At 59.8% G+C, this 18496-nt stretch carries 16 protein-coding genes; 5 read left to right on the forward strand and 11 right to left on the reverse strand.

All coding sequences use genetic code 11. The annotated features are described in order from the left end of the window. Nucleotides 1-123 precede the first annotated feature (123 nt). The 10 genes from AR456_RS15900 to AR456_RS15945 all read right to left on the reverse strand — a co-directional run bounded on the left by AR456_RS15900 (nucleotide 124) and on the right by AR456_RS15945 (nucleotide 12043). Nucleotides 124-648, reverse strand: a complete 525-nt coding sequence (locus AR456_RS15900; RefSeq protein WP_021818350.1) for a gamma carbonic anhydrase family protein — start codon at nucleotides 646-648, stop codon at nucleotides 124-126. A 52-nt stretch (nucleotides 649-700) separates the two neighbouring features. Further along, nucleotides 701-1711 (reverse strand): low-specificity L-threonine aldolase, encoded by a 1011-nt coding sequence (gene ltaE, locus AR456_RS15905; RefSeq protein ID WP_021818349.1) that lies wholly within the window; start codon nucleotides 1709-1711, stop codon nucleotides 701-703. 79 nt (nucleotides 1712-1790) lie between these two features. Continuing rightward, nucleotides 1791-4838 carry an FAD-binding and (Fe-S)-binding domain-containing protein gene (locus tag AR456_RS15910; RefSeq protein ID WP_021818348.1) on the reverse strand — a complete coding sequence of 1016 codons (3048 nt, stop codon included), beginning with the start codon at nucleotides 4836-4838 and terminating at the stop codon, nucleotides 1791-1793. Between the two features lie 9 nt (nucleotides 4839-4847). Continuing rightward, nucleotides 4848-6062 carry a pyridoxal-phosphate-dependent aminotransferase family protein gene (locus AR456_RS15915; RefSeq protein WP_021818347.1) on the reverse strand — a complete coding sequence of 405 codons (1215 nt, stop codon included), beginning with the start codon at nucleotides 6060-6062 and terminating at the stop codon, nucleotides 4848-4850. A 198-nt stretch (nucleotides 6063-6260) separates the two neighbouring features. Then, nucleotides 6261-7448, reverse strand: a complete 1188-nt coding sequence (locus AR456_RS15920; RefSeq protein WP_021818346.1) for a CaiB/BaiF CoA transferase family protein — start codon at nucleotides 7446-7448, stop codon at nucleotides 6261-6263. 26 nt (nucleotides 7449-7474) lie between these two features. Further along, on the reverse strand, nucleotides 7475-8269 hold the full coding sequence (locus AR456_RS15925) for an enoyl-CoA hydratase/isomerase family protein (RefSeq protein WP_021818345.1): 795 nt from the start codon (nucleotides 8267-8269) through the stop codon (nucleotides 7475-7477). 48 nt (nucleotides 8270-8317) lie between these two features. Next, nucleotides 8318-9604 carry a TRAP transporter large permease gene (locus tag AR456_RS15930; RefSeq protein ID WP_021818344.1) on the reverse strand — a complete coding sequence of 429 codons (1287 nt, stop codon included), beginning with the start codon at nucleotides 9602-9604 and terminating at the stop codon, nucleotides 8318-8320. 15 nt (nucleotides 9605-9619) lie between these two features. Then, a complete protein-coding gene (locus tag AR456_RS15935) occupies nucleotides 9620-10207 on the reverse strand; it encodes a TRAP transporter small permease (protein WP_021818343.1) in 588 nt (195 codons plus the stop codon). 107 nt (nucleotides 10208-10314) lie between these two features. After that, a complete protein-coding gene (locus tag AR456_RS15940) occupies nucleotides 10315-11289 on the reverse strand; it encodes a TRAP transporter substrate-binding protein (protein WP_021818342.1) in 975 nt (324 codons plus the stop codon). Nucleotides 11290-11581: 292 nt separating this feature from the next. Beyond that, nucleotides 11582-12043 (reverse strand): GlcG/HbpS family heme-binding protein, encoded by a 462-nt coding sequence (locus AR456_RS15945; protein ID WP_021818341.1) that lies wholly within the window; start codon nucleotides 12041-12043, stop codon nucleotides 11582-11584. A gap of 287 nt (nucleotides 12044-12330) precedes the next feature. Here AR456_RS15945 and AR456_RS15950 point away from each other — a divergent pair, with 287 nt between their 5' ends. Beyond that, entirely contained in the window at nucleotides 12331-12987 is a 657-nt protein-coding gene (locus AR456_RS15950; protein WP_021818340.1) for a GntR family transcriptional regulator, read from the forward strand. A gap of 18 nt (nucleotides 12988-13005) precedes the next feature. Here AR456_RS15950 and glcC read toward each other — a convergent pair whose 3' ends face one another. Next, nucleotides 13006-13797 carry a transcriptional regulator GlcC gene (gene glcC, locus AR456_RS15955; protein ID WP_081694620.1) on the reverse strand — a complete coding sequence of 264 codons (792 nt, stop codon included), beginning with the start codon at nucleotides 13795-13797 and terminating at the stop codon, nucleotides 13006-13008. Between the two features lie 176 nt (nucleotides 13798-13973). Between glcC and glcD the strand changes: the two genes are divergently transcribed. From glcD to AR456_RS15975, 4 genes are all read left to right on the forward strand, one after another. Next, entirely contained in the window at nucleotides 13974-15473 is a 1500-nt protein-coding gene (gene glcD / locus AR456_RS15960) for a glycolate oxidase subunit GlcD (protein WP_021818337.1), read from the forward strand. Between the two features lie 9 nt (nucleotides 15474-15482). Beyond that, nucleotides 15483-16601: a glycolate oxidase subunit GlcE gene (gene glcE, locus AR456_RS15965; protein ID WP_021818336.1), complete on the forward strand. Its 1119-nt coding sequence runs from the start codon at nucleotides 15483-15485 to the stop codon at nucleotides 16599-16601. Nucleotides 16602-16678: 77 nt separating this feature from the next. Further along, a complete protein-coding gene (gene glcF / locus AR456_RS15970; RefSeq protein WP_021818335.1) occupies nucleotides 16679-17911 on the forward strand; it encodes a glycolate oxidase subunit GlcF in 1233 nt (410 codons plus the stop codon). Between the two features lie 129 nt (nucleotides 17912-18040). Continuing rightward, nucleotides 18041-18442, forward strand: a complete 402-nt coding sequence (locus tag AR456_RS15975; RefSeq protein ID WP_021818334.1) for a heme-binding protein — start codon at nucleotides 18041-18043, stop codon at nucleotides 18440-18442. The last annotated feature ends 54 nt before the right edge of the window (nucleotides 18443-18496 follow it).

Below are 18496 nucleotides of genomic sequence, written 5' to 3' on the forward strand. Positions count from 1 at the left end.
CCGCCTCGGAGATGAGGCGGCGTTCTCGTCGCTGAAAGCTCGCCACTAGCTCGCCGCTAGCTCGTCACTACGGGGTTACTTACAGCTTATAACTTACCGCTTACTGCTCGAGCCGCTCGTAGCTCAGCCTATTCTTGCCAACCGGCTACGATGCAGCCTTGCCTTCGCCACATACCCTTCAACATTGTCCTTGAGCGCCGCTATTGTCTTGTCATCCAGTTCCCGGACCACCCGCGCGGGGGCTCCCACGATCAAGCTGTTGTCGGGAAACTCGGCACCCTCCTTGATCAGAGCGCCAGCGCCCACCAGGCAGTTCCTGCCGATTACCGCACCGTTGAGAACCACCGCTTGAATGCCAATCAGGCTACCCTCGCCAATGATACAACCATGCAACATGGCCTGGTGCCCTACCGTCACGTCCTGACCAACCCGCAACGGGAACCCCGGATCGGCGTGCAGCACGGCGCCGTCCTGGATATTGCTGCGCTGTTGAATCTCGATGCTCTCCGTATCCCCACGTACCACTGCCTGGTACCAGATACTGGCGTCCTCGAATATGCGAACCTGGCCGATGACTTCAGCACTCTCGGCTACCAGAACGCTACGATGTATCTGCGGAGAATGATTACCCAACCGATAGATCGCCATCCTATGCTCCTTCCATGCACGCTCTTGGATCAATAAGAGTATGGCTACTTATTCAGGTGTTTGCCGCACACCAGGCGCCAATTTCACTGGCCACTCTACGCACATCCGACTCACCGACATCGAGATGTGTGACCATCCGCGTACGAGGACGTACCGCGACAAGGATATCGCGCTCGGCCAGCCATGCTTCGAGATCGGCACAGTAGGGTCTGGGTACGTTGACATAGACCATATTCGTCGCCTGCTCCGCTACCGAGATTCCCGGAACACAAGCCAACCACTCGCCCAGCAAGCGTGCATGACGATGGTCATCGGCCAGACGCTCGACATGATGCGTCAGCGCGTACTGACAAGCCGCCGCCAATAATCCAGATTGACGCATGCCGCCACCGAGTGTCTTGCGCCAACGGCGTGCCGCGCTGATGAAACGCTCTCCTCCCAGCAACAAGGCCCCCACTGGTGCGCCCAGCCCCTTGGAAAAGCATAACGTCACCGAGTCGAATCCCGCGCACAGCTCAGCCAGCGACTTGCCGGTCGCGACCGAAGCATTGAACAACCGAGCACCATCGAGATGGCTGGCAAGGCCACGTTCAGCAGCCAGTCCAGTCACGGTATTGATGTAGTCCTGGGGCAGGACCTTGCCATGAAAGGTGTTCTCCAGGCAGATCAGACGCGTGCGGGCATGATGGATATCATCGTCCTTGATCGCAGCGGCGATGTCCTCCAGTCCCATACGACCCTGGGCATCCTGGCTCAGCGGCTGTGGTTGGATACCGCCCAACACGGCCCCTCCACCGCCTTCATCGTGATAGATATGCGACAACTGACCGGCGATGTATTCATCACCACGCCCGCAGTGAACCAACAGCGCTGTCAGGTTGCTCTGAGTCGCAGAGGGAAAGAAAGCCGCTGCAGCAAACCCGGCACGGTCGGCCACTTCCATCTCCAGCATGCGGACACTGGGATCATCCCCCCAGACATCATCACCCACCGCCGCCCGAGCCATTGTCGCGAGCATAGCCTCCGTCGGCCGTGTCACCGTGTCACTGCGTAGATCGATCATGTCGTCCTCTCCCTGGGGCTCAGCAGTAGATCGTATTTCAGGACTATCATCGCCCGCTCTCACTTACCACTTTCAACTACTATGCCAGAGCTCGGGACAACAATTGCACCACATGTTCGGCCTCACGTTCGGTGCCGTCCTTGATCTGGTGGCGACAGCTGGTGCCATCGGCCACGATCAGAGCCTCCCCCGCACTGCGTACTGCGGGTAGCAACGCAGCCTCAGCCATCTGAATCGATGCCTCGTAATGCTCACGCTCGTAGCCGAAACTTCCCGCCATTCCGCAACAGGATGAGTTGATGGTTTCCACCTCGAGACCCGGAATCCAGCTCAACACCTTCTCCACCGGCCGCAACGCATCGAAGGCCTTCTGGTGACAGTGTCCGTGCAGCAATGCCTTCGGCTGGGGCAACGGTTTGAGCGCCAACGCGAGGCGACCTGCTTCCTGTTCACGCACAAGGAATTCTTCAAACAATAGACAGGCCTCGGCCAGCTTGCGGGCCGGCTCACCCAATCCATATCCCAGGAACTCATCACGCATGGTCAGCAGGCAGGAAGGCTCCAGTCCCACCACAGCCGCACCACGCTCTACATAGGGCATCAGTGTTGCCAGGGTGCGCTCGGCTTCGGCGCGAGCACGGTCCACCTGCCCGGCGGACAGGTAAGTGCGCCCGCAACATAACGGGCGCTTGTCCGCCCCCCGGGACAGGATCACACGATAGCCCGCAGCTTCCAGTACCCGGTGAGCGGCCTCGGCATTGGTGCCTTCCATGTAGTTGTTGAAAGTGTCGACAAACAGCACGACTTCAGGCAGTTCGGTTTTGCCCCCTGCAGCGTCTCCCTGGCTAGACGAAGCCTGGGTCTGGAGAGAGGAGGCCCGGGCGAGATAGTTGTCGGTGACCAATGGCAGTTCACGGGCCTCGGCCAGCCCCAGGTAGCGTTTGAGAGGACGCGCCAGCCACGGTAGACCATCGACAAGACGAGTAATGGGCGCAAGGCGTTTGAGGGTCGGTGCCATACGCGGCAGGTCGGCCACCAGCCGCTCACGCAGCGCCACCCCATCGCGTGCCACTCGAGCTGCACGGGCCTCGATCTTGATCCGGGCCATATCCACACCGGTGGGACAATCCCGCTTGCAGCCCTTGCAGGAGACGCACAGGTCCAGCGCCTCCTTGACCTCGTCGCCGGCCAGTCCCTCGCGGCCCAATTGCCCGGACAACACCAGACGCAGGGTATTGGCCCGCCCTCGAGTCAGGTGCTTCTCGTCACGGGTGATGCGATAGCTGGGGCACATGGTCCCGGCATCGAACTTGCGACAGTGACCATTGTTGTTGCACATCTCCACGGCACTGGCGAGGCCGCCAGTGGTATCCACTCCCGTGCCCGGAGCGCTCTGTTCACCGGTCAGCGGATCACGGGTCACGTTCCATGGCGACCAGTCGAGCACCGGGGTCAGCGGGATAGTCTGATACTCCGTCGGGAAGCGGAACAGACGATTGTCATCCATCTTCGGTGTATCGACGATCTTGCCCGGGTTCATCAGGTTATCAGGGTCGAACAGCCCCTTGACCTCGCGGAAGGCATCATTGATGGCATCCCCGAACTGCCATGCCACCCACTCGCCACGGCAGATGCCATCGCCATGTTCACCGGAATAGGCGCCCTTGTATTCACGTACCAGCGCGGCAGCTTCCTCGGCAATCGCGCGCATCTTCTCGGCGCCACCACTGCGCATATCGAGAATCGGCCTGACATGCAGGGTGCCGACACTGGCGTGGGCATACCAGGTACCTTCGGTGCCATGACGATGGAAGACTTCGGTCAGGCGGTCGGTGTATGCGGCGAGGTGCTCCAGCGGAACCGCACAGTCCTCGATAAACGACACCGGCTTGCCGTTGCCCTTCATGCTCATCATGATATTGAGTCCAGCCTTGCGCACGTCCCACAGCGCCTTCTGCGACTTTGCCTCGGCCATGTCGACCACCGATCCGGGCAGCCCCAGCTCCCCCATCAGCTCATTGAGTCGCGCCAGATCACGGATCAGCGCCTCGCGATCGGGACCTGCGAACTCCACCAGCAGCACCGCATCGGGGCGCCCGATCAGGGCGGTCTCGATCACCGGACGAAACGATGGGTTCTCCAGCGCCAGCTCGATCATGGTGCGATCGACCAGCTCCACCGCGGTCGGCGCCAGGGTGACAATGTGCTGGGTCATATCCATGGCCTGATAGAAGGTCGGGAAGTTCACCACTCCCAGCACCTTGTGTTCAGGCAATGGCGACAGCTTCAGCGTGATCCGCTGGGTCACCGCTAGAGAGCCTTCGGAACCAATCAGCAGGTGCGCCAGGTTGGCTCGGCCATCAGAGTCATAGGGCAAGGGGTTCTGGCAGTCGAAGATGTCCAGGTTATAGCCCGCTACCCGCCGCGTGAGCTTGGGATAGTGCTCGCGAATGCGCTGTTGTTCGCGCTCGGCAATCCGACGCACAGCCTCAGCAATCCGGGATTCCCTTGATCCCGCCGTCAGCTCATCGACAAACCCGAAACGGGCCTCACCTCCATCGGCCATCAGCACATCGACACCCAGCACGTTGTGTACCATGTTGCCGTAATGGATCGAACGCGAGCCGCAGGAATTGTTGCCGGCCATCCCGCCCAGGGTGCACTGAGCGCTGGTCGAGACATCCACCGGGTACCATAGCCCATGCGGCTTGAGCCAGGCATTGAGATGATCGAGCACGATCCCTGGCTCCACCACTACGGTACGAGCGTCGGGATCAAACTCGATTACCCCATTGAGCGAACGGCTGACATCGATCACCAGTGCCTCACCCACCGTCTGGCCACACTGGCTGGTACCGCCGCCACGCGGCAGAACAGGAACCCCTGCATCGCGAGCGATATCCACCGCCAGCGCCAGGTCGCGCTGATGACGAGGAATCACCACTCCAAACGGAGTGACCTGATAGATCGAGGCATCGGTGGAGTAGCGACCCCGCGAAGCCTCATCGAACAACACATCACCTTCGAGCTCCTTGCGCAGACGCGATGCCAACTCAGTCACTGGACGTATTCTGGCATCACGACCAACCAGCTCTCGATCGGTATGGGGTGAGGTAAATACTGTCATGAACCCTCCTCAGGCATCGCTGGCGTGAGCCGGAGCATGCTCGGAGAAGTAACGCATGGCGGCCTCCACTCCGCTGCTGGCCAAAGGCACGCCAGACATTGTCAGGCCCATCTCGCAGCCGCTGAGGGTCGCCATCAGCGTCAGATCATTGCAGTCGCCCAGATGACCGATACGGAACATGCGTCCTTTCGCCTTACCCAGCCCCATCCCCAACGACAGGTCGAAACGCCGATAGATCAGCTGGCGTACCGTATCGGCATCGACACCCTCGGGCATCACAACCCCAGTCAACACCGGTGAGTACACGGCAGGATCCTGGCACTGGATCTCGAGGCCCCAGGCCTTGACTGCCTCACGGACCCCAGCTGCCCAGCGCTGGTGGCGGGCAAAGACATTATCGAGACCTTCTGTGAGCAGCATGTTCAGCGACTCGTCGAGGCCATAAAGCAGGTTGGTGTTGGGCGTGTAGGGCCAGTAGCCATTGCGGTTGGCCTCGAGAATCTCGTCCCAGGCCCAGAAACTCTTCGGCAGTTCAGCCTTGCGGCTGGCGTCGATGGCCTTGTCCGACAGCGCATTGAAGCTGATCCCTGGCGGCAGCATCAGTCCCTTCTGCGAACCTGAGATGGTGACATCGACGCCCCATTCGTCATGCCGATAGTCGGCACTGGCCAACCCGGAGATGGTATCGACCATCAACAGTGCTGGGTGGCCAGTGGCATCAATGGCACGACGCACCGCGGCAATATCACTGGTCACCCCGGTGGAGGTCTCGTTGTGGACCACGCACACCGCCTTGATGCGCTGCTCACTGTCTTCACGCAGACGGGCCTCGATCATCTCGGCCTGTACCCCATGCCGCCAGCCCTCATCACCGGGCAAGCCGATGAATTCTGGCTCCAGACCCAGGCGCCTGGCCATCTTCTGCCACAGGGTGGCGAAGTGCCCGGTCTCGTACATCAGCACGCTATCTCCCGGTGATAGTGTGTTGATCAAGGCCGCTTCCCAGGCACCGGTCCCCGAAGCGGGATAGATCACTACCGGCCCCTGGGTCTTGAACACCTGACGAACCTTGTCGAGTAGCTCACGTCCCAACGCACCGAACTCCGGACCACGATGATCGATGGTCGGCAGGCTCATGGCTCGCAGGATACGATCCGGCACCGGCGAAGGTCCGGGAATCTGCAGGAAGTGACGGCCGGAAGGATGGAAGTCCAGGTTAAGCATGTCTTGGTCCTCATCGGCGCTATCATCAGCGCCTGTTGTTGTTCCAGATCAGGAAATTCGACTCGAGATAACCTTGAAGTCAGGGGGTCGACAGGCCCGAGAATAGCGACAGTGAGCTCGTGTATATGTAATTATGAATTCAACACCATCGATACCAGCGCCTGAAAAAGCACTTATGTATGCATCAGGACGAATGGATCAGCGTACGACGCCCTTCTCACGCAACTCGGCAAGCTCCTCCTCGGAGACACCAAGCCCTTGCAGCACTTCATCGGTATGTTGAGCAAACAGCGGCGCCGGCATGCGGATATCCAGCGGCGTGGCAGAAAATTTGGTCGGAAAGCCGATGGTCTTCATGCGCCCCATCACCGGGTGCTCGACTTCCTGGACCATGCCGCGCTCCAGATAGTGCTCGTCGTGCATGGCCTCGCTGAAATCATTGATCGGTCCCGCAGGAACACCCGCCTGGTCACAACGCGCCAGCCAGAAGGCTCGATCCTGGTCGACAAGAATCGCCTCCAATACCTGTTCCAGCGCCTCGACATTGGTGCCGCGGTCCAGATTGGTGACGAAACGCGGATCTTCCATCAGTTCAGGGCGCTCGATGACCTCGGTACAGAAGCGCTCCCAGGTCCGCTGGTTGGCACAGCCGAGCATCATGTAACCGTCGCGAACCTGCACCGCCTGATAGGGCGCCGAAACACGGTGCCGCCAACCGGTTGCCGCCGGAACCCGCCCTTCGGAGAAGTATGCCGCCGCCTCCCAGGTGAACCAGGGCAGCCCACATTCAGCAATGGACACGTCGAGATGCTGGCCCTCTCCGGTCTTTTGCCGATGGATATACGCGGCCAATATCGAGTAGATGGAGGTGATGCCTGCGCCGATGTCATATACCGCGACACCAGTCTTGAGTGGACGCCGGCCCGGCTCCCCGGTCATCGACATCAAGCCGCTCATGCCCTGCGCGACCAGATCGAAGCCACCCTTGCGGCTATAGGGACCGGTCTGGCCATAGCCGGAAATCGAACAGTAGATGATGCTCGGATTTACCTTTTTCAGGCTCTGGTAATCGATACCCAACGATTGAGTCACACCGGGGCGGTAGTTCTCCACCACGACATCCGCCTCACTAGCGAGGCGGTAGAACAGCTCGCGGCCCTGCTCGCTCTTGAGGTTCAGTGAAATGCTCTTCTTGTTGCGATTGATCTGCGCAAAGCAGGTCGACTCGTCATTGACGTAAGGGCCCATTTGACGGCTGTCATCACCACCATTGGCCTTCTCGACCTTGATCACCTCTGCCCCCATATCGCCCAGCACCATGGTGCAGTAGGGGCCAGCCATGATCTGGGATGCGTCCAGAACCTTGATGCCTTCGAGTGGCAGCATATTGATCTCCTTGCCCGAACCCGGCGTCAGCGTCCACGCCAGGTGAAAGGCGTCTTGTTGACGAATTTGTTCACGGCAGCCTTGAAGTCCTCACTGGTGTAGCAAGCGGCTATCCAATCATCACTGGCATCGCTCGCTGCGCGTTTCTCATCCAACAGACGTTGAATCACCTGCTTGGCGGCCAGTACCGTCAATGGCGCACGACGCTTGAAGGCAACAGCGCGCTCGGTGACCGCCGCCGTAATCTGCTCAGCGTCGATAATCTCGGCGACCAGTCCGGCAGCATGTGCGTCTTCGGCGCCGATCAGCTCACCGGCCATCAACACCTGCTTGGCACGCGCCACTCCCGCATGTTCCACCAGTCGCGAGATATTGGTGATCGACAGGCAGTTGCCGAGGGTGCGAGCAATGGGAATACCGAATTGCAGCGACGGCGTGGCGTAGCGGAAATCACAGGCCAGGGCGATGGCCGCGCCACCGCCAACGCAGAAACCTTCCAGCAGAGCCAGAGTCGGACGCGGCAGGCGCTCTACTCGCCCCACCAGATGGTCGATGCGTCGCTCGTAGGCAATGGCATCCTCGCCACTGGAGAACTCAGCGAACTGCTTGATATCGGTGCCGGCGACGAAGGCTTCGCCGCCAGCACCGCGCATTACCACCGCCACCACTTCCGGGTCGTTCTCGATCGCCTCACAGTGGGCATCAAGCTGGTCGTACATCTGCCAGGTCATGGCATTACGACTGGCCACGCGATCGAAGGTCAGCCAGGCAATGCCATCTTCGACGCGGTAATCGACCCGGCCCTGTTGGTTGTCACTCATCACAGTCTCCCGATGTTGTTCATCAACACCTGTCATCAAGATTGCTCATCACGTGCCGTAGATCAGATTGACCAGCGCCAGAGCGACTGCCGGCACATAGGTGTTGATCATCAGGATCACGAACAGCACCCCGAGGAACCACAGGTTGGTTCGGGTGGTGGCCCATATATCGGCCTTGGCTATGGAGCACGAGGCGATCAATACGCTGGCCACCGGAGGTGTCTGTTGGCCGATGGCCAGATTGAGGGTCACGATCAAGCCGAAATGCAGAGGATCAATGCCGACCGCCGTTACCAGCGGCAGCACAATCGGTACCACCAGGATGATCGCCGCCGCCGAGTGCAGGAAGATACCGAGGATCAGGAACACGACATTGAGCAGCGCCAGCACCACATACTTGTTGCTGGTCATCTCGGCGATCGAATTGGCCAGTTGCTGTGGAATCTGACTCTCGGTGAGGTAGTGCCCCACCACCGCCGAGCTGGCCACCAGCAACATCACCACCGCAGTCTGCACCCCGGCATCGAGGCAGGACTTGTAGAAGGTACGCAGGGTGAACTCACGGTACACCACCGCACTGATGAAGATCGCCACGATCACCGCCAATGCCGCGCCTTCGGTGGCCGTGACGATACCGCCGAAGATACCGCCGAGAATGATCACCGGGATCACCAGCGCCCAGGCGGCGCCCTTGAAGGCCTTCCACAATCGGCTGGCCTGAAAGCGCTCTTCCGCAGGCAGGTTGTAGCGCCGTGCCAGGAAGTAACACATCGCTGCCAGCCCCAGAGCGCCAAGCAGCCCGGGGAATATCCCGGCAACGAACATCTTGACCACCGACTCTCCAGACATCACCGCATACAGGATCATGGGAATCGATGGCGGCAGAATGATCGCCAGGCTCGCGGCCGACGATGAGATGGCGGCGGCAAACTCCTTCGAGTATCCCTTGCTGCGCATGGCGGGAATCAGCAGGCTACCGATTGCCGATACCCCCGCCACCGCCGACCCGGAAATTTCCGCGAAGAAGATCGAGGCGCCGATGGTCACCATCGCCAGCCCGCCCTTGACGAAACCGATCATCGCCGAGGCCAGTTCAATCAGGCGCCGCGAGATGCTCGAGGCATTCATGATTGCCCCGGCAAGAATGAACAGTGGAATAGCGATCAACGGAAAGTTGGTAGCACCGTCGAACATCACCATGCCGATATTGGGCAGTGCATAACTGCCATAACTGACGATGGTCGCCAGCGCACCAACAATACCCAGTGCAACAGCCACCGGAACATTGATCAAGATCAGCCCGATCAGGCCGACGAACATGGATGCAATGATCATGGGGCACTCTCCTGTTCAGTTGGCCTGGCGGGATGTCGAGGGTGCCTCGTCATGCCCGGCCTGGTGGGTGTCATGGACAGAGTCAGGCGTGATACCTGCCTCTTCCAGCTCGTGGTCAATGAAGCCTGCGCCACGCGCGCTGGCAATCACCTCAGGCAGGCGCAGCAACTGTGCGATGATGAACAGCGCCGAGCCGATCGGTATCACTGACTGGGTCACCTGCAGCGATACACTGGTCAAGCTGATCATCGTCGACCCTTCGAGGATCTCTACGACCTGATATCCGGTGATTCCAAGCAACACGAAGAAAGCGACGGTGCATAACTCCCCCAACATTGCGACCGGCAGACGAACCGCTGGCGGCGTCATGTTGAGAACACTGGGGCAAGCGATATGCGCTCCCTTGAGCGCAGCCAGAGCTGCACCGTAGTAAGTCAGCCAGGCGAGACAGATGGATGCCAGCTCGTCGTACCAACTGAAGGGAGAGCCCAATAGGCGCGACAGGAAGCCCACGGAAATGATTATCGTCAGCGCCAGCATATTGAGAAAAACAATGGCTTCGAGGGCACGTTGATAGGCTCGAGCGAATGACTTGAGGGACACGATGCGAACCTCCCGAAGGGGGGTGATACCTCCAGAGCGTCAAAGGCTGAAGAGGCGGGGCGGTAGCGCGGTGTCATCACCTTCGTTCGTGAGACACCGCACAAGGGTTACGGGCGCAGCGCTTCAATCTGCTCAAGCAACTGCTGACCGCCTTCCACTTCGGCCGAGAACTTCTCGTAGATAGGCGCCGAGCCTTCAACAAAGGCCTGGGTATCGACCTCGTTGACCTCCATACCCGCCGCTTCGAATTCCGCCACCAGCTCTTCATCCAGAGTCGCGCCCTGCTCCAGAGCAAAATCCTCTACATCCATCGCCGTCTGTTCGAGCACTTCACGCACATGTTCGGGTAAACGGTTCCAGCTCATGCCCGCGACCACGTAGGCCGGCGTGTAGACATGATTGGACAACGACAGGTAATCCTGCACCTCCTGGAAGCGCTGCGAGAATATCTGTACCAGTGGGTTTTCCTGCCCATCCATGGCACCGGTCTGCAGGGCTACGAAAGCCTCGGACAATGCCATCGGTGCCGGACTGGCGCCGTAACTCTTGAACATCTCCACGCGCCAGACGCCATTCGGGGTCCGCAGCTTGATGCCCTGAAGATCATCGGGGGTCACGATGGGTCGGACATTATTGGTGATCTGACGAAAGCCGTTCTCCCAGATCCCAAGCAGGCGATAGCGCTTGCCCTCTGCGGCCTTCGCCAACACATCGCGCAGCACTTCGTCACGCACTTGCCGGAAATGATCGCGATTCTCGATCAGATAGGGCATCTCGAATACCGAGAACTCCGGAGCCACGCTGGACATGACTGATGATGGCAGCGCCAGATCGATAGTCCCGAGCTTCAGTTTATTGAGCATCTGCGAGTCATTGCCCAGCTGACTGGAGCCGAAGACCACCACTTCCGCCTCACCTTCCAGGCGCTCATTGGCGAGTCGTGCGAATTCATTGGCGGTGATCTCGAACAGTGAGCCAGGCCCACCGACATGACCAAACTTGACTTCAATTTCATTGGCCTGAGCGCTACCGACACCCAATGCAATCACGGCAGCGGCCAGAGCGGTCTTGAATAGCTTCATCTCACTCTCCGAAATGTTGTTGTTATACGCGGAATGGCACCTCAAGCAGCGCTTTTCTGCTTCGCGCCATCGTCTGACCTCTGGAATATGGATACATAATTCAAAATTAGGTATTATACTTTTGTCGTCATGAATACACCGCAGTCATCCATTTTCATGTTTATTTTCAATAAAGTAGAAGATATATTCTGGCAATATATTGATGATCAGTGACAAAAAAAGGGCCCATCGGGCCCTGGTATTACTGTCTGTGGTACTGGACAAGCTCTAGTTCAGAATTCTGGCCAGGCGGTCAGTCAGGTGCCAATCCAGCCTTCCACTGTTGCGATGCAATACCGTGCATCGCCACCTGCTGATCCTGCTCCGAGGAAGCCCCACTAACTCCCACCGCTCCCATCACACAATCATCGTCGTCGAGAATCAGCACTCCTCCAGCAACCGGTATGAAACGCCCGTCCGCCGCAGCAGCGACCGAGGCCAGAAAGGCGGGACGTTCCGCATTACGTTCACCAATGGTGCCGCTGGATATCCCCATACCGAGAGCAGCATTGGCCTTGCCCCAGGCTACCGGGAAGCGCAGCGGACTGCAGCCGTCCTCGCGCTCGGCAACCACCGCGTGGCCACCCGCATCCAACACCACCACCGATAGAGGAGGCAGGCTCAGCTCACGAGCCAGTGCCAATCCTGCATCGATCAAGCCTCTTACCTGTTTTCGCGGCAGCATCACTCTCGCCGCATATACCTGTCCCGCCATCGTCTGTCCTCCATTCCTGTTCCGGTCGTTCACTCTTGTGTGGTTGTATCGCTGGCACTGCAGGCCTTCCCTGCCTTGCGAGGAAAAAGGCATTGGCCTGATTGAATTTTGAATTCATAATGCCAAAAGCATGGCAGTGTCAAGCCTGCTCATCCAGCAGAACCGTCGCTACTACGCCGCATCGGACTAAGCCACTCCAGCGCAGCAATCGCCGTATTGTCCCGCGCTTCAAGATGCGGCAAGGTAACTCGAACGGCGTGACGCCGATCTGACTCAGGAAACACGACATGGAAAAGATTCAGCCGCGCAGCCTGTATCTCGAAGTAGCCGACAGGATTCGCGACCTGATCGAACAGGGAAATCTGCTCCCCGGTGAGAAGGTCGCCGAAAAGGAGCTCTGTGAACGGTTCGGGGTATCGCGTACGCCGCTACGCGAAGCCCTCAAGGTACTGACATCCGAGGGCCTGGTGGAGAACCTGCCCAACCGTGGATCGCGGGTGGTACGCCTGACTCGCCAGGGCGTACAGAACACCTACGATGTCATGGGTGCCCTTGAAGGGTTATCCGGAGAATTGGCCTGCGATCATATCTCGGACGCCGAGATCACCTCTATCCGCAAGCTGCACCAACGCATGTTGGGTCACTATCAGCGCCAGCAGCTGAAGCCCTATTTCGAGGTCAACCAGCAGATTCATGAGGCAATTCTGGCGGCATCACGCAACGACGTGCTCAGCGAGATGTACAACAACCTGAGCCAGCGCGTGAAACGCATTCGCTATAGCGTTGAAATGGGGGAAGCCAACTGGGCCCAGGCTGTCGCTGACCATGAAGCCATGCTCGAAGCTCTGGAAGCCCGCGATGGCCCGAGCCTTGGAGCCATTCTGCGTCGGCACCTACGCCACAAGCTGGAGGTAGCTGCCGTCTCAGGCATCATTGATGACTGAAACGATGGCCGTCGATCGTTACCACTCCTCAAGCCGCATCGCGGCACGCTCCAGGCGCTGCCCCTCGGCATCGATCTCACGCAGCTGTTCACTGATGGCTGATAGATGCTCAAGGGCGACGCGGCGTGCCAGCTGTGCCTTGCCTTCGACGACGGCACGATGCAGGCGTGCATGCTGGCGATTGATCATGTCTCGGGAATCGGGACGATGATAAAGGTGCTTTACCGAAGCAAAGACTGAGCTCAGCAACAGATCGGTCAGGCTCGACAGGGTATGCATCAACACCGGGTTGTGCGATGCCTGACAGATCGCCAGATGAAAAGCATGATCCAACCTCGCCAGCCGCTCGACATCGATGCTCCCGGCCTTTTCCACGTAATCCGCCATCTCGCGATAGCGTCGGGTAATCAGTACGCGGTCGGATGGTGTGCCACGATTGGCTGCCAAACTCGCTGACTCACCTTCCAGCAGGGCTCGCACCTCCAGTAGGTCATAGAGCGTACGCGGGTGCTCACGAAACAGGTGCATCAACGGAGTGACATAGGGCGCCTCCACCAATGGAGCCACCTCTGATCCACGCCCCTGTCGCGTGATGATCACGCCCTTGCTGCGCAGCGTGCCCAACGCCTCGCGCAACGAGGAACGCGCCACGCCGAGGCGCTCACAGAGGCGTCGCTCGGATGGCAGCAACTGTCCCGGCCGAAAGACGCCATCGAGAATCAGGTTCTCGAGCCTTGAGGCAATCGCCTGTGGCGTAGTGGATGGTTTCAAGCGTTCATTTTCTTCCACCCGGCCTCCCTCTCCTGCCATGAATCAGAGTGCTGATCGCACGTGATGACTGGGCCCAGCGCGATATTCAGTCATTGCTCCAGTGAAATAACTGGTCAGACCAGCAAACCAGAATATGGACAGTATCGTCAAGGACGCGCAGATTGGGCGTCATGGCAGACAACAACAGCAGACAACTACGATAGCGGGAAATGCCCATGAACATCCTTCACGACGAGCGTCTCGATGGCGAGCTTGTGCCGCATGACCGTGCCAAGGTGTTGGCAGCTCTGGCCAATGCCGCGCCGGACCTGACTTTGCTGCACCGAGAGGAGGATCTGCGTCCCTTTGAGTGTGATGGCCTCTCCGCTTACCGGGTGCTGCCAATGCTGGTGGCGCTGCCCGAGACGCTCGACCAGGTCGAAGCGTTACTGCGCAAATGCCATGAGCTGCGTGTCCCGGTGGTGACGCGTGGCGCTGGTACCGGCCTGTCCGGTGGTGCCCTGCCGCTGGAACAGGGTGTGCTGCTGGTCATGTCGCGCTTCAGCCGTATTCTCGAGATCGATGCCGATGCCCGCATTGCCCGAGTTCAGCCAGGTGTCCGCAATCTGGCGATTTCCGAGGCTGTCGCTCCCCATGGGCTCTACTACGCGCCGGACCCCTCCTCACAGATCGCCTGTTCGATCGGCGGCAATGTCGCCGAGAATGCCGGAGGTGTGCACTGCCTGAAATACGGGCTGACCGTACACAATGTGATGAGCCTCAACGTCATGACCATCGAAGGTGAGCGCATGACCATCGGCTCGGAGGCACTAGACAGCCCGGGCTTCGATCTACTCGCACTGATGATGGGCTCAGAGGGCATGCTCGGCGTGGTCACCGAGGTCACGGTCAAACTGCTGCCGAAACCGGAAACCGCAAAGGTACTGATGGCCAGTTTCGATGACATCGAGAAGGCAGGTACCGCAGTCGGTGCAATCATCGCCGCCGGCATCATTCCCGGTGGGCTGGAAATGATGGACAACCTCGCCATCCGCGCCGCCGAGGACTTCATTCAGGCCGGTTACCCGGTGGATGCGGAAGCCATCCTGCTGTGCGAACTGGATGGCGTCGAGGCCGATGTCCAGGAAGATATCAATACAGTGCGCCGCGTACTCGAGACATCCGGGGCCACCGACATTCAACTGGCGAGGGATGACGCCGAGCGCGCGCGTTTCTGGGCCGGACGCAAGAACGCCTTCCCTGCCGTCGGCCGCATGTCACCGGACTATTACTGCATGGATGGCACCATTCCTCGACGCGAACTACCGCGAGTCCTCAAGGGTATCAGCCAACTATCCGAGCAATACGGCCTGCGGGTGGCCAACGTCTTCCACGCTGGTGATGGCAACATGCATCCACTGATCCTGTTCGATGCCAATCGCGAAGGCGAACTGGCCGTCGCCGAGGAACTGGGAGGCCGCATTCTCGAACTCTGTGTCGAAGCCGGTGGCTCGATTACCGGCGAGCACGGTGTTGGCCGCGAGAAGATCAATCAGATGTGCGCACAGTTCGGCAGCCTGGAAATCACCGCCTTCCATGCGGTCAAGCACGCCTTTGACGAACATGGCCTGCTCAACCCGGGCAAGAATATTCCGACCCTTGCCCGCTGCGCCGAGTTCGGTGCCATGCACGTGCACAACAATGAACTGCCCCACCCGGAACTGCCGCGTTTTTGAGGACACCCCATGTCAGCAACCGAAACCTCCACAACGTCAGGCGACGATCTCGTCTCTCTTGGCGAACGCCTCAAACAGGCGCACCGAGAAGGTGGTGCAGTACGCATCGAGGGCGGCGGCACCCGGCATTTCACCGGACGTCAGGTCGAGGGCGAGGTGCTCTCCACGCGCAGGCATCGCGGTATCACCAGTTACGACCCGGTCGAACTGATTGTCTCGGTGCGTGCCGGCACCCCGTTGCAGGAGCTGGAAGCAACCCTCGCCCAGCACGGTCAGATGCTGCCCTTTGAGCCACCGCGCTTCGGTGCCGAGAGCACCGTGGGCGGCATGGTTGCCAGTGGGCTTTCCGGTCCTCGCCGCCCCTGGGCCGGAGCGGTGCGCGACTTCGTACTGGGTATGCGCGTACTGGATCACCAGGGTCGCGAACAGCGCTTTGGCGGTGAGGTCATGAAGAACGTGGCCGGCTATGACCTGTCGCGTCTGATGGTTGGCGCCCAGGGCACACTCGGCCTGATCACCGAGGTATCGCTCAAGGTCCTGCCGGTACCCAGCTCGAGTCGCAGTCTGCGCCTCGAGATCGATCGTGAGCGGGCCATGCAGCAACTGGCCAGTTGGGGGCGCCAGCCCCTGCCGTTGAGTGCGGCCACCTGGCATGACGGCGCCCTGAACCTGCGCCTCGAAGGCGGACCGGGTTCGGTGGCTGCGACGGCGGACATGATCGGTGGTGATGATCTCGACGCTGGCTACTGGCAACAACTACGCGACTGGCAGTTGCCGTTGTTCAGGGATGATCAGTTCAGAAGCCAGCCGTTCACCGATCATCAACAGCCGCTGTGGCGCCTGGCATTGCCGGCCAATACCCCAGCTCTGGCGCTTGCTGAGCTGGAGGGCGCGGAGAGTATCGATGACTGGGCAGGTTGCCAGCGCTGGTTGCGCAGCGACATCGAAGCCACAACTCTGCGTGACGCCTGTGCGCTGGCTGGTGGTCATGCCACCTGCTTCACGCCACAGGCCGCTGATCCCTATACGCCGCTATCTCCGGTGCTGGCACGCTACCATCGCCAGCTCAAGCAGCAACTCGACCCCAACGGTGTCTTCAACCCCGGTCGGCTATATCCCGACTTCTAGCGATTGACTCGAGAATTGCACCACACAATAAGCAACGGGCCGATGGAGTCCGAGACCGGTACCAGGACGAGGAAGAGATGCAAACCAATTTCAGCGACAGCCAGCGTCAACAGGTGCATATCCGCGAGGCCGAAAAGGTTCTGCGGACCTGTGTGCACTGTGGCTTCTGCAATGCCACCTGCCCGACCTATCAACTGCTGGGTGACGAGCGCGATGGGCCGCGTGGGCGCATATACCTGATGAAGGAATTGCTCGAAAGCCGCGATGACGACGAGCGTATTACCGACGAAACTCGCCTGCACCTGGATCGTTGTCTGACCTGTCGCAACTGCGAAACGACCTGCCCATCAGGCGTCGAGTACCACAAGCTACTGGACATCGGCCGTGCCGAGATCGAGCGGCGCGCACCACGTTCGGCAGCCGACAAGGCATTGCGCTTCGGGTTGCGCAAGGCACTGGTTGACCCGTCTCGTTTCAAGGCGCTGCTGTCCATGGGCCAGATATTCCGGCCACTGGTCCCGGGTGCCCTCAAGGACAAGATGCCGGCCCCTGCTCCGGATCCCGGTGTACGTCCCGAAAGGCACGACCTGCAACGTCAGATGCTGATTCTCGAAGGTTGTGTACAGCCCGGTTTGTCCCCCAATACCAATGCCGCCACCGCGCGAGTGTTGGAGCGCCTGGGTATTGGCCTGACGCCAACGCCTCAGGCAGGTTGTTGCGGCGCCATCGACTTCCACCTGAGTGCGATGGAGGCCGGCCGTGAGCGTGCACGCCGCAATATCGATGCCTGGCTGCCACACCTTGATGCCGGCTGCGAGGCGATCATCCAGACAGCCAGTGGCTGCGGTGCCTTCGTCAAGGAATATGTCGATATTCTCGCCAACGATCCCGAGTACGCCGACAAGGCTCGCCGCGTCAGCGACGCGACACTTGATCTGGTTGAAGTGCTCGGCCAGGAGGCACTGGATAACCTGTCGATCAAGGCCGAACAGCGCCTTGCCTTCCACTGCCCGTGTACATTGCAACACGCCCAGAAACTGAGTGGCGCAGTGGAGCGGGTGCTTGCCGACCTGGGCTTCGAACTGACAGCGGTACAGGATCCACATCTGTGCTGTGGGTCCGCCGGAACCTACTCGATCACCCAGCCCCAGTTGTCGAAACAACTCCGAGACAACAAGCTCGCCGCTCTCGAGGCCGGCAACCCCGAAGTGATCGTCACCGCCAACATCGGTTGTCAGTCACACCTGGCATCGGCCAACCGCACACCGGTCCGCCACTGGATCGAGATCGTCGACGCGGCACTACAGTGAGTCCAGAGCGTATAGGGCTCATAGGGTGCGACAGGAAACCACTGTGCACAACCGAAGCGAATACGACTAGACTGCAAATGCAGAAATAATTTCCATTAAACAATCAACCTTCTGCTGGAGACTCCCCTGATGCCGACCAAACACTACCTCGACCAACAACAGGTCAGTGCCATTCTCGATGCCGCCGAGCGCGAGGCCGAGGCCAATGGCTTTGCCGTGACCATTGCCGTTGCCGACGATGGAGGTTATCTACTGGGACTGCGTCGCCTTGATGGCGCCGCGCCCTTCAGTGCCGAGGTGGCAGCCGCCAAGGCACGCTCAGCTGCCATCGGTCGCAAGGAAACCCAGGTGTTCGAGGACATGATCAACAACGGCCGCAACGCCTTTATCTCAGCGCCCATGCAGGGCCTGATGTCCGGCGGCGTACCCGTCATCATTGATGGCCAGGTCGCCGGCAGCGTGGGAGTTTCCGGGGTCAAACCCGAACAGGATATCCAGGTCGCCAGAGCCGGTGTTTCCGCCGTGCTCTGATGCCTTCTCACGCCCCTGGCCAGAACCAGGGGCGCATCCACTCCTGTTCTTCTC

The sequence above is a fragment of the Halomonas huangheensis genome (assembly GCF_001431725.1).
In the GTDB taxonomy this organism is placed as follows: Bacteria; Pseudomonadota; Gammaproteobacteria; order Pseudomonadales; family Halomonadaceae; genus Halomonas; species Halomonas huangheensis.

Excerpts from the sequence above, each read along its gene's own strand:
- AR456_RS15900 (WP_021818350.1), bottom strand. The coding sequence starts at position 648 with ATGGCGATCTATCGGTTGGGTAATCATTCTCCGCAGATACATCGTAGC.
- AR456_RS15925 (WP_021818345.1), bottom strand. The coding sequence starts at position 8,269 with ATGAGTGACAACCAACAGGGCCGGGTCGATTACCGCGTCGAAGATGGC.
- AR456_RS15910 (WP_021818348.1), bottom strand. The coding sequence starts at position 4,838 with ATGACAGTATTTACCTCACCCCATACCGATCGAGAGCTGGTTGGTCGT.
- AR456_RS15950 (WP_021818340.1), top strand. The coding sequence starts at position 12,331 with ATGGAAAAGATTCAGCCGCGCAGCCTGTATCTCGAAGTAGCCGACAGG.
- AR456_RS15945 (WP_021818341.1), bottom strand. The coding sequence starts at position 12,043 with ATGGCGGGACAGGTATATGCGGCGAGAGTGATGCTGCCGCGAAAACAG.
- glcE (WP_021818336.1), top strand. The coding sequence starts at position 15,483 with ATGTCAGCAACCGAAACCTCCACAACGTCAGGCGACGATCTCGTCTCT.
- AR456_RS15975 (WP_021818334.1), top strand. The coding sequence starts at position 18,041 with ATGCCGACCAAACACTACCTCGACCAACAACAGGTCAGTGCCATTCTC.
- AR456_RS15940 (WP_021818342.1), bottom strand. The coding sequence starts at position 11,289 with ATGAAGCTATTCAAGACCGCTCTGGCCGCTGCCGTGATTGCATTGGGT.
- glcD (WP_021818337.1), top strand. The coding sequence starts at position 13,974 with ATGAACATCCTTCACGACGAGCGTCTCGATGGCGAGCTTGTGCCGCAT.
- glcC (WP_081694620.1), bottom strand. The coding sequence starts at position 13,797 with ATGGCAGGAGAGGGAGGCCGGGTGGAAGAAAATGAACGCTTGAAACCA.
- ltaE (WP_021818349.1), bottom strand. The coding sequence starts at position 1,711 with ATGATCGATCTACGCAGTGACACGGTGACACGGCCGACGGAGGCTATG.
- AR456_RS15915 (WP_021818347.1), bottom strand. The coding sequence starts at position 6,062 with ATGCTTAACCTGGACTTCCATCCTTCCGGCCGTCACTTCCTGCAGATT.
- AR456_RS15930 (WP_021818344.1), bottom strand. The coding sequence starts at position 9,604 with ATGATCATTGCATCCATGTTCGTCGGCCTGATCGGGCTGATCTTGATC.
- glcF (WP_021818335.1), top strand. The coding sequence starts at position 16,679 with ATGCAAACCAATTTCAGCGACAGCCAGCGTCAACAGGTGCATATCCGC.
- AR456_RS15920 (WP_021818346.1), bottom strand. The coding sequence starts at position 7,448 with ATGCTGCCACTCGAAGGCATCAAGGTTCTGGACGCATCCCAGATCATG.